Below are 11,646 nucleotides of genomic sequence, written 5' to 3'. Positions count from 1 at the left end.
ATGCTTATATATCATGGCTACCCTGTATTATCTAAAAATTTTTTCAAATGCCTTACTAAAAGATGCTTTTTCCATACCTTTACTAATGAAATAAATAATGGCTTTATCTTTAAAAACTGAAAAGGCAATTCGAGCCGATCCAATAGTACCAAGATTTAATCGAAATTCATAAATTTTTTGTCCATTAATTCTTTTTCTACTAGCCAATTTAATCTTTGTCATCCCAGTGGTAACTTCTTTAACAATGGCTTTTTCAATTAGATCCTTGATTATCTTTTTTTGCCTATTATATTTTTTAAAAAAGCTTTTACATCCACGATCATCAAATATTATTTGCATTTTTCCACACTTAAGCTAATAAAAAAAGACCTCAATTTCTGAGGTCTTTTTTAATATAGTTTTTGATTATTCTTCGTTTAATGAAGCTTCATCAAATTGAACTGATGATTCCTTTGAGTCGATTGGTGCAGTACCCATCCATGAAATCATTTCTTTCATAGAATCAGTAATTGCGTCAGTACCAGCTCTCAAAAGCTTACGTGGGTCGTAACCCTTGTTGCCCTTGTCTAAGTCCATCTTATCTTCGATGTACTTACGAGTTGCAGCTTGGAATGCTAATTGGAATTCAGTGTTGATGTTAATCTTAGCAATACCTAATTGAATTGCCTTTTCGATTTGGTCTTGAGGAATTCCTGAACCACCGTGAAGAACAAGTGGTTCGTTTGGAACTGCTTCTGCAATTTCCTTCAAACGATCGAAGTTTAAGCCAGTCCAACCTTCTGGGTAAACACCGTGGATGTTACCAATACCACAAGCAAGCTTGTCAACACCAGCGGCAACGAAAGTCTTAGCGTCTTCAACTGATGCTAATTCACCACCATCGGCACCTTGGTTTTCACCAATCTTACCGATTTCAGCTTCAACAGAGATACCTCTTTCGTGAGCTAACTTAACGATTTCCTTAGTCTTTGCTAAGTTTTCGTCAGTTGGTAAGTTGTGACCATCAAACATAACTGATGAGTAACCAAGTGCAATACATTCCTTAGCTGATTCAAAGTCACCGTGGTCCAAGTTCAAAATAACTGGAACATCGATATCCATGTTGTCCATTTCGTTAAGAACTAAGTCCTTAACAGTCTTGTAACCACCCATGTACTTAGCAGCACCAGTAGAAACTTGAATCAATAAAGGAGTTCTAGTTTCCTTAGCACCTCTTAAAAGTGCGCGAGTCCATTCAAGGTTGTTAGTGTTGTATGCACCTACAGCGTAGTGGTTTTCACGAGCAGCTTTGAAAATGTCATTACCATTTACTAAATAAGCCATTAAAAAAATACCTCCTAAATTTTTAACACATCACTAGTTTAACCCATTAGTGCAAAAATTAACATACTTTAGCTCAAAAAAATTCAGTGAATATTTTTATTTAAAGAAATATTACATTTCTTTAGGTGCATTTACACCCAAAAGTCTTAAAGCTTCTGTTAAAACAATTGAAGTTGCTTGAACTAATGCAAGACGAGCGTTTAGTTGATCATCTTCATCTAAAATTCTAACATTTGCATAATACTTATTAAATTTCTTACTTAAATCTAAGGCATATTTTGCAATAATTGATGGTTCAAATTTTTCTGAAGCTTTTTCTACAATAGCAGGGAAATCAGCTAATGCTTTTGCAACTGCAAAGGACCAATCATCATTTAAGCTTAAATTATCCATTGAGATCTCTTTATTAGCTTTGCGTAAAATACTTTGAGCTCTAGCATTAGTGTATTGAACGTATGGACCAGTATCCCCTTCAAAACGAACAACTTCTTCCAAATCAAAATCAAAGTTATCCATTCTATCATTCTTTAGGTCATGGAATACAACGGCGCCCACACCAACATCATGAGCAACTTGCTTCTTATTAGATAGATTTGGATTCTTTTCTTCAATTTGTTGTTCTGCTAAAGAAACTGCATCTTTTAGGACTTGATCTAAGAAAACAACGTTTCCTTTTCGAGTAGATAATTTCTTTCCACCTTGAGTAATCAAACCAAATGGAATGTGGTGAATGTTATCTGACCAGTCATACCCCATCTTCTTCAAAACTTGTTTTAATTGCTTAAAGTGACCAGTTTGTTCACCACCAGCAACATACAATGACATAACAAAGTCATATTCTTTTTTACGATATAAGGCAGCAGCCAAATCACGAGTCATATAAAGGCTAGAGCCATCAGATTTTAAAATTAAAGCTGGATTTTCATCTTCTCCCAACTTAACAACTTGAGCTCCACGAGATTCTTCAAGTAAGCCCTTTTCTCTTAATTCATCAACTACTGGTTGCATTTTATCGTTGAAAAATGCTTCTCCGTTATATGAATCAAAAGTTACTCCTAATTCTTTATAGATACGGTTAAATTCTTGTAAGGAAACTTCACGGAACCATTTCCATAATTTGATTTCTTCTTCATCACCGTTTTCTAGTTTCTTAAAGGCAGCACGTCCTTCATCTTCTAACTTAGGATCTTTTTCAGCTTCTTCATGGAACTTAACATAGTAATGGAAAAGATTTGTGATCGGATCTTTCTTCACATCTTCCTCATTACCCCATAAACGGTAAGCAGTAATTAATTTACCGAATTGGGTACCATAGTCCCCAAGATAATTAATTTTAATTGGAGTATAACCAACTTTTTCCAAAGTCTTAGCAATTGAATTACCAATCACCGTGGAACGTAGGTGTCCCATTGACATTGGCTTAGCAATATTAGGAGAAGACATGTCAATTGGAACATTCCCTTCTCCAAGTTTTTGATCACCAAAATGTTCTTTTTCAGTTAGAACATCGTTTAAAGTTGCATTGACTAATTTTGCATGATCAATTGCGAAGTTTACATATGGTCCAACTGCTTGAATACTGGTGAAATTATCATCACTAATTTTTTCTGCAATATCCTTAGCAATTAAAGCAGGATTTTTATGTTCAATTTTAGCCAAAGCAAATGCTGGAAAAGCATAATCACCCATCTTAGGATTCTTTGGTCTTTCAATTAACATAGAAATTTTTTCTTTAGGTAAATCTACCTGTTCACTAACTAAATCAACGACTTTTTGTTTAAAATCCACTTATAACACCTCTTGCATAAAAAAAGTCTCTTCCTAGTAAACTAGAAAGAGACGAGAAAGTTCCCGCGGTACCACTCTACTTGATACAAAGTATCCGCTTATTAATTGATTTTAAAGTTAAAGTTAAACACGCCTTCATACTGCCCCATTGTCTAACTCCCACCAACCATAGACTCGCTGAAAACATATGCAATACTACTACTTTTAACCTTTTGTCATGCAGATTATATCAGCAAACTTAGGGAAAGTGCAATATTAAATCGAATGCATAGTAAAATTTTAATTAAAACAGTAACTTAATAACTTTTTTGTCTCCACAAACCGTTCATTATCATTTTCAGCACCTAAAATTACTGTAATCACTCTTTTTCCATTCTTATTCACTGTACAAGTAAAACATGAACCAGCGCCATCAGTAGTACCCGTCTTTAAACCATCAACAGGAAATGTCGAATCATAGTATGAGAGACCGTTTAACATTTTATTACTATTAGTCATAAGAGTATTTTGAAAATATGCTCTAGCTAGTTTCGTAGTATTTAGAATTTCAGGATAATTAGTTATTAATTTTCTTGCTACAATCGCCATATCATTGGCACTCATTTTATTTTCAACTGTTGTCGTCATCCCTAAAAAATTTTTCTTTTTCTCTGGTAAACCATCAACAGTTACGAATTTAGCATTATTGAGTTTCCATTTACGAGCTTGCTGGCGCATTTGATTTAGAAAATTTGTCTCGCTTCCACTAACTGCAATCGCGAGTAAACGAGCTGCATTATTTGCCGACTTTATTAAAGCCGCATCGTATAGTTCTCTGACGGTATATTTTTGTCCTAGCCTAAGTGGAACACTTGCGTAATCTGGATTTGAGCCCAAGTCAACTATTTCTTGAGTCGGAGTAACCGTTGTGTCCCAAGATATCTTTTTCTCTTTAATTGCTTGGAGAGTTAAGTAAACGGTTAAAAGCTTGCTCATTGAGGCAATCGGCAAGCTTTGATTAGCATTTTTAGCGTAAATGGTTGATCCATCTTTTGCATTAATTGCTACGGCAGCTTTAACGTTTAAATCTACTTGGTCAGCATGATAATTAGCTGGCATTCTATTTGAGTTAAAATTGTTTTTCCATACAAAAAAACAAATAGCTGCTATTACAAGGCTAATTAACCATAAATACTTTTTCCTAGATTTCTTCTTTGCATGTCTCATTCGGTCACCCAATTTCTCTTTATGCAATTTAACTTATTTCGTCATTACTTAATTATTTCTCATATTGCTTCATTATCTCTGGAAGATGAGCCGATAATTGGGTTGGTCGAACAATATATTTCCTCTCTGCAATTTTATCAGCAGTTAAAGAATGAATCCCCACAGCAGCTGCCACTGTTTCTAAGTTAGGTATAAATTGACCACAAAATCCACCAATAATTCCAGCTAATGTATCTCCCATACCACCAATAGCCATTCCTGGATTACCAAAAGGATTTAAATAAATATGCCCTGCTTGATCATAAACTTTAGTGTGATTGGATTTCAAAACCAAAATCGCATTCTTATTTTTAACTAATTTATCTAAAGCTACTTGATTTAGTTCATCACTTTGATCAGAAATTTTTATTCCACTTAATCGCTCCCATTCCATTTGATGAGGAGTAAAAATCAAAATTTTTGAATTTAATGGTAGTAAATCCGTTTGCTGACCAATTAAATCTAGTGCACTAGCATCTAAGATTAGTGTTTGCTTTAAGGTGATGTTATCTCTGACTAGTCCTAATATTTGTTGTGCTTTTTCATCTAATCCAAGACCCATTCCGCAAATTACTACATCAGAGCTTTTAATTAAATTTTTTAACTCTACGCTTTCATCCCAATTAAGAGCCATAATCTCTGGGTCTCTAGTATGTAACGCGGCAATATTGACTTGGTCTGTAGCAACTGTCACTAAGCCTGCACCACTGTTTAGTGCGCCTTCTGCTGCCATAATCAGTGCTCCACCATATTTTTTACTACCTCCAATTAGGAGTAAGCGGCCATAATTACCTTTATGGGTAGCACTTTTTCTTTTCTTTATTACTCTAGAGATTAATTCTTTTGAAATAGATTTCATTTTGTCCTATCCAAAAAAGCTCATCTAATCGATGAGCTTTACTTTAAATACTGTCATTATTTTCTTTTTCTGCAAGTTGCACTGCATATTTAGTTAATTTATCTGCAGCTACTTCACGTGCATCAGTTTGAACACTTAAAGCATAATGTTCCAAATTATCTCTAAGCTCCTGTGAAATTGTATTTTCGTATTTTCCTAATTCACTATCACTAAATGGCTTAAGAAAATCAGTTATATTGTCAAATAAGCGCTCCATTGCATAACGCAATTTTTTATCATCGACACGTTTACTTGATGCAATCTGTTTTTTAATTCTTTCAAGGCTATGAATGGTATGTGGTAATAAAATATATTCATCTTTTCGTCTTTGCCAGATGATTACACCATTGGTTTCAATATCATTTAAATTATTTTGTACTTCATCTAAATTACTATCTGGACCAAAAGAATAACTCAAAGAATTATCATCTAGGTAAGCTGCATAATTATCATGCTTATCGTCTACATCACCATCGTAATTATCCAAAAAGTTACGAGCTGCATTAATATCATGTTGAATTTCTCTCTTTTGTGCTACGCTCAAGTATTCTGGATCATAATCTTGATAAAGATGAGTACCCTCTTCAAACTGAACTAATAATTGTTCATTCTGTGCATCCTTTAATATCTTGTCAATTTTTTTATAGGTATCAGTTCCTAAATAAAAATCTTTCCCATCAATATCAAAATTGAAATCATTATAACAAGTATCACGGAATCCTAGTAAAGTCATATATGTATCTTTTTTCAATTTTGTCCACCTCTTTCAATCGTTATTTTACTCTTTTTCTAGATAAGCAGGTAGTTTTTAATTCAAGATAGACTTTTATAACTTAACCTATTTATTGCGTTGTTCATCTAAAATTCTTTTAAAGTTTGATAATTGATTTTTTCTTTGTTCACTAAAAGCTGCTGCTCCTGAATTCACATAAGCTTTAAAAAGTTTTCTTATTATTGGTTCCCAAACATTCTTTTGGGTAGAACTATTTTTTATCAAACGAGTAGCTAATTTATATGTCGTCTTAAGCGTTAACAGTTTCCTGAAATAAATTTGATTAGTGTCACTCACCGTTAGATAGAGCATTTCAATAAAATCTTTTCTTTCCGTATCGTTTGTATTTTTTAGCCATTCAGCAATTGCCTTCCATGAAACTTCAGATGTGCTATCTAATTGCTTTACGGTTGCAAATTGATCATCGATAACATGCCAAGTAAACATATCATGCTGGAGCAAACTATTTCCAAAAGCTGCCACAATAGTACAATAATCTTTTTCTCCAATCAGATCATCTTGTAAGATGCCAATCAATGAACCTTGCGGAATATATTTATGAATCTTACCCTTTAACTTCAAGAATCTATTCTTTAATCGTTCTTGATTATGAAAACCTGGTCCATCAAAGCAGTCGATTCTAGCAATATGTGACAGGTCGGATTCTTTTAGGTTCAATGCAACGGCAAAAGCTAAATTTCCGCCCTTTGAATGCCCACCAAGATAAAATTTCCCTGAAAACAAATTTTTGATTTTTCGATAATAAGAACGAGCAAAGTAATGAGCTGGTACCCAATCATTAAAAGACATATTAAAATTTTCTTTCCAACCGATGGTAGTAGCCGTTGTTCCCCGATATGCAATATAGTATTGATCTTCTGCAATACAAAATGTAACAGCATTAAATTGCATTTGTGTTTTTGCATCTACTTTACTAACCACATTGCGCCAACATAGTTTTTTAAAGCGGGGATTTTCTAGCATAATCTTGATTAACTTTTCAGTATTCTTTCCACCAAGATTTCCCTGAGCTAAAGTCTTAATCTCTTCATCAGAAGCCAAACTTTGTAAACTATGATGCTGAGGAAGAGTATCAAAATTACAATACGCTAATTGAGAAAAAATCATGCTATCTACTTCATTTAAGGGAAATTCATTAAAACTTCGCTTCTCTTTTGCAGCATATACAAGCACATTATCCAATTTTTCTTCCTCACTTTCTCGGAAATATTATATAATAGACTTCCTTGGCAGGGGCAAAAAAGGAAACTTAGGTAAGTATCTTACTCAAGTTTCCTTTTTCTCTTTTAAACTCTAATATGTAATTTTTCTAATACCCTATCAACTTTTGGTCCAATGATCTTTTGAGCTAAACCAAATTTCACTGTTAAAAAGGCATAAAGTAAGCCACCAATAATTACCGCAAGTGTAACAAGAACAAATGAGGTTGGCCTACGTTCAGGTGAAATGATTTTTCCACCGAAATTAACTACCCCGGTAACTATCACAAACATTGCCATTGAAAAAATTGCAATTCCAATAAACCGTCTTGATGTACGACTACTATTATATCTGTATCTAACTTTTAAGTGCTTTAAAGAAAGCCAGATGGTAATAATCAAGCCAATATTTGTAGCTAAGAGTGGTCCATATACTTTAAAGAATTCAATCATCGGAAGTTGGACAGCAAATTTAATGATAATTCCTAACACCAGGTACTTTATAGCTAGTCCGTTCTCTGATAGACCTTGTAAAATTGCCATTAAAACTGTAAATAGGCCTAAACTAATTGCCGTAAATGATGATAAGTACAAGACATTTGAACCTAGTTGATCGTAGCCATAAAAAATTGTATAAATCGGCGTTGCAATAGCAGCCATACCCAATGAAGCTGGAATCATAACAAACAAAAATAATTCCAAGGTGTTTTCAATTTGGCTAGAAATGCTGGCATAATCACGTCGTGCATGGGCACCTGATAAAAGCGGAATAGCAGTTACTGACATTGCAGTTGCTAAAGATACAATAATCATGATTAATTTATTTGCATTTAATCCAAATAAGGCATACCATGATTCAATTTGATCAGAACTAGCATGAACAAACATAGCAATCATTGGATGAAAGGTATACTGGTCAATTAATTGGAACAAGGTAATTCCAGAGTCAATGATAATAAATGGAATAGATTGATTAATAATCTCCCAGAAAATTCCAGCAGTAGAAATTTTAATTGCATGATTTGATTGCTCCATTAATGCATTTAGTTCATTTCGTCTACGATATAAAAACCATACTAAGAGCAAAATTCCAAATACCGCACCAATAGCTGCAGCTAAATTTGATTGAACTACTGCATGAACATAAGATCCATGTTGAACTTGCATAATAATATAAGCAGTCAATAGCATCCATATTACACGTGCCAATTGTTCAACAAATTGAGACATAGCTGGAGGCATCATATCTGCATAACCTTGAAAATACCCACGCATGATACTCAAAATTGGAATAATTAAAACTGCATAAGAAAGACTTCTCATCACGGCCACTTGACGCGGATCACTTTTAGACCCATGCAAAAGAGCACCAATGATATCATCAGTAGCTAAAATTGGAGCACCAAAGTACATAATTGCCGCACAAATCACACCAAACATGGCCATCAAAATTAAGCCGCGTCTAAACAGTTTTCGCCCAATATCATATTCATTTAAAGCATTATATTTTGCTACCTGCTTGGCAACCGCTCCGGGAATACCTGCGGTAGAAATAATAATAAATAAACTATAAATGTTATAGCTTTTCGCTGTTAAAGCATTGGCAATATTTCCATGACTTCCCATCCAGGCATACCATGGAATAATATACAATGCTCCTAAAATTCGTGACACAATAGAGCCAAAAGTCATCCATGCGGAGCCTTTGACCATTGTCTCTTTAGTATTTTTAGTATTGTTTTCCATAAAGATAAATTTTCCCTATATCCAGTTAAGCGTCTGAATTATATATTACTCATTAATGTAAATTGTATTTACAAATATTAATTATTTAGGAAAAACTTAAATTACTTAGCAACAATATTAACAATTTTGTTTGGAATAACGATGACTTTCTTGACATCTTTTCCTTCTAAGAATTTTTGAACATGATCAAGAGCAAGAGATTCTTTTTCTAAGGTATCTTTATCACTATCCTTAGCAGCCTTAAATTTGCCGCGAAGCTTACCATTAACTTGAACCATAATTTCAACTGTTGATTCAACTAATTTGGCAGGATCATATTCTGGCCATTTCGCATATGCAATAGATTCATCATGACCAAATACTGACCAAATTTCTTCCATCATGTGAGGTGCAACAGGAGCAAGAAGTTGTACAAATCCTTCTGCATATTCACGTGGAATAGTCTTAGCTTTTTGAGCTGCATTCATAAAGACCATCATTTGACTGATTGCAGTATTAAAGTGTAAAGCTTCAAAGTCTTCTGTAACCTTTTTGACAGTCTCGGCATATACCTTATCAAGTTCGCCATCATTTTCGTCAACAATTTTTTCTTGAGGGATTGCCTTTAGGTCAAGATCATTAACAAATAAGCGCCATACACGATCTAAGAATTTCTTAGTAGATGCAGGACCATTATCATCCCAATCAATTGAAGCATCTAATGGGCCCATGAACATTTCGTACATTCTAAGTGAATCTGCACCATATTCATCGATTACTTCATCAGGATTAACAACATTTCCTTTAGACTTAGACATCTTTTCATGATTCTTTAAAATCAAACCTTGATTATAAAGCTTTTGGAATGGCTCTTTAGTTGGCACAACACCTAAGTCATAAAGAACCTTGTGCCAAAATCTAGCATAGAGTAAGTGACGAACAGCGTGTTCTGCCCCACCAATGTAAAGATCTACAGGGAGCCACTTCTTAAGTAAATCATAGTCGGCCAATTCTTTATCGTTATGTGGATCAATATAGCGTAAGTAGTACCAACTTGAACCTGCCCAGTTAGGCATAGTATTAGTTTCACGCTTACCTTTTCGACCATTTTCATCAACAACGTTTACCCAATCAGTCAAATTGGCAAGTGGACTTTCTGGAGTACCTGATGGCTTAATGTCAGTTGCATGTGGCAAACGTAATGGTAATTCATCTTCTGGAACTAGTGAAGTAGTACCATCTTCCCAGTGAATTACAGGAATTGGTTCACCCCAGTAACGTTGACGACTAAAGTCCCAGTCACGAAGTTTATAGTTAACTTTCTTTTCACCTACATTATGATCTTCAAGCCACTCAATCATTCTCTTCTTAGCTTTTTCATTGTTTAAGCCATCTAAGAATTCAGAATTGATGTGTTTACCATCTCCACCAAAGGCTTCTTTTTCTAAATTTCCACCTTCAATAACTCGATTGATCGGCAAGCCAAATTTAGTTGCAAAAGCATAGTCACGATCATCATGAGCTGGTACCGCCATTACTGCACCGGTACCATAACTTGCTAAAACATAATCAGAAATCCAAATTGGAACTTCTTTTCCATTTACTGGGTTAACTGCATAGGCACCAGTAAAGACACCGGTCTTGTCTTTATTTAGATCAGTTCTTTCTAGATCAGACTTTGATTCAATTTTCTTAATGTAAGCATCCACAGCTTCTTTTTGTTCAGGAGTTGTAATTTCTTGAACTAACTTACTTTCAGGAGCTAAGACAGTGTAACTAACACCAAATAAGGTATCAGGACGTGTAGTAAACACATCAAATGTTTTATCACTGTCCTTAACCTTAAAAGTAACCTGAGCTCCTTCTGAGCGACCAATCCAGTTTCTTTGCATTTCTTTAACTGGCTCTGGCCAATCTAAATCATCTAAATCTTCGAGCAAGCGATCAGCATAAGCTGTCATCTTAAGCATCCATTGACGCATATTACGACGGTAAACTGGATAACCACCACGTTCAGTTTTACCATCAATAATCTCTTCATTTGCAACAACTGTGCCTAGATCTGGAGACCAGTTAACAGGAACTTCAGCTTCATATGCCAAGCCCTTCTTATACATTTGTTCAAAAACCCATTGAGTCCACTTATAGTAATTTGGATCAGAAGTAGTAACTTCGCGGTCCCAATCATACGAAAAACCAAGCTTATTCAGTTGCTTTTTAAAATTAGCAATATTTTCTTTAGTAACTTTTTCTGGGTCTTCACCAGTCTTTAAGGCATATTGTTCAGTTGGAAGACCAAATGCATCCCAGCCCATTGGATGAAGAACGTTATAGCCTTGAGCTCTCTTCATTCTTGAAACAATATCAGTTGCAGTATATCCTTCTGGGTGTCCTACATGAAGACCTTTACCAGATGGAAATGGGAACATATCTAAAGCATAATAATTCTTTTTCTTAGGATCAGTGCCTGTCTTAAAAGTATCATGCTCAGCCCAGTATTTTTGCCACTTTTTTTCTACAGTTTTGTGATTATACAAAAATATCTCTCCTTAAAACTAAAAAAACGCCCTATGATTAAAATCATAGGACGAAGTTAATTTCGCGTTACCACCTAAGTTCCACACATACAATGTGTGACACTCGTGCCCCTTAACGCGGAAGGCAAACGATAGACC

Annotated in this window: 9 protein-coding genes; all 9 read right to left on the bottom strand. The window is 34.6% G+C overall.

Annotated elements, in window-relative coordinates; genetic code table 11:
- Positions 1–27: 27 nt before the first annotated feature.
- Entirely contained in the window at positions 28–339 is a 312-nt protein-coding gene (locus H0I41_RS02575; protein ID WP_135014454.1) for a hypothetical protein, read from the bottom strand.
- 66 nt (positions 340–405) lie between these two features.
- Entirely contained in the window at positions 406–1,323 is a 918-nt protein-coding gene (locus H0I41_RS02570) for a class II fructose-bisphosphate aldolase (protein ID WP_004896844.1), read from the bottom strand.
- A gap of 111 nt (positions 1,324–1,434) precedes the next feature.
- Positions 1,435–3,111, bottom strand: coding sequence for an arginine--tRNA ligase (gene argS / locus H0I41_RS02565; RefSeq protein ID WP_135014455.1), 1,677 nt, complete (start codon positions 3,109–3,111; stop codon positions 1,435–1,437).
- A 279-nt stretch (positions 3,112–3,390) separates the two neighbouring features.
- Positions 3,391–4,317, bottom strand: coding sequence for a D-alanyl-D-alanine carboxypeptidase family protein (locus tag H0I41_RS02560; protein ID WP_135014456.1), 927 nt, complete (start codon positions 4,315–4,317; stop codon positions 3,391–3,393).
- A gap of 52 nt (positions 4,318–4,369) precedes the next feature.
- Positions 4,370–5,215 carry an NAD(P)H-hydrate dehydratase gene (locus H0I41_RS02555; RefSeq protein ID WP_135014457.1) on the bottom strand — a complete coding sequence of 282 codons (846 nt, stop codon included), beginning with the start codon at positions 5,213–5,215 and terminating at the stop codon, positions 4,370–4,372.
- 43 nt (positions 5,216–5,258) lie between these two features.
- Complete coding sequence (locus H0I41_RS02550) at positions 5,259–6,005, bottom strand: hypothetical protein (protein WP_135014458.1); 747 nt, start codon at positions 6,003–6,005, stop codon at positions 5,259–5,261.
- Positions 6,006–6,092: 87 nt separating this feature from the next.
- Positions 6,093–7,229: a DUF2974 domain-containing protein gene (locus H0I41_RS02545; RefSeq protein ID WP_135014459.1), complete on the bottom strand. Its 1,137-nt coding sequence runs from the start codon at positions 7,227–7,229 to the stop codon at positions 6,093–6,095.
- 104 nt (positions 7,230–7,333) lie between these two features.
- Positions 7,334–8,992 (bottom strand): putative polysaccharide biosynthesis protein, encoded by a 1,659-nt coding sequence (locus tag H0I41_RS02540; RefSeq protein ID WP_135014460.1) that lies wholly within the window; start codon positions 8,990–8,992, stop codon positions 7,334–7,336.
- Positions 8,993–9,093: 101 nt separating this feature from the next.
- Positions 9,094–11,508, bottom strand: a complete 2,415-nt coding sequence (leuS, locus tag H0I41_RS02535; RefSeq protein WP_135014461.1) for a leucine--tRNA ligase — start codon at positions 11,506–11,508, stop codon at positions 9,094–9,096.
- Between the last annotated feature and the right edge of the window lie 138 nt (positions 11,509–11,646).

The organism is Lactobacillus johnsonii (assembly GCF_014058685.1).
In the GTDB taxonomy this organism is placed as follows: Bacteria; Bacillota; Bacilli; order Lactobacillales; family Lactobacillaceae; genus Lactobacillus.
This window is presented reverse-complemented; position numbering and strand designations above follow the sequence as displayed.

What these genes read in the sequence shown, in the direction of transcription:
- H0I41_RS02560 (WP_135014456.1), bottom strand. Translation starts at nt 4,317, where the DNA reads ATGAGACATGCAAAGAAGAAATCTAGGAAAAAGTATTTATGGTTAATT.
- H0I41_RS02570 (WP_004896844.1), bottom strand. Translation starts at nt 1,323, where the DNA reads ATGGCTTATTTAGTAAATGGTAATGACATTTTCAAAGCTGCTCGTGAA.
- H0I41_RS02575 (WP_135014454.1), bottom strand. Translation starts at nt 339, where the DNA reads ATGCAAATAATATTTGATGATCGTGGATGTAAAAGCTTTTTTAAAAAA.
- H0I41_RS02540 (WP_135014460.1), bottom strand. Translation starts at nt 8,992, where the DNA reads ATGGAAAACAATACTAAAAATACTAAAGAGACAATGGTCAAAGGCTCC.
- H0I41_RS02555 (WP_135014457.1), bottom strand. Translation starts at nt 5,215, where the DNA reads ATGAAATCTATTTCAAAAGAATTAATCTCTAGAGTAATAAAGAAAAGA.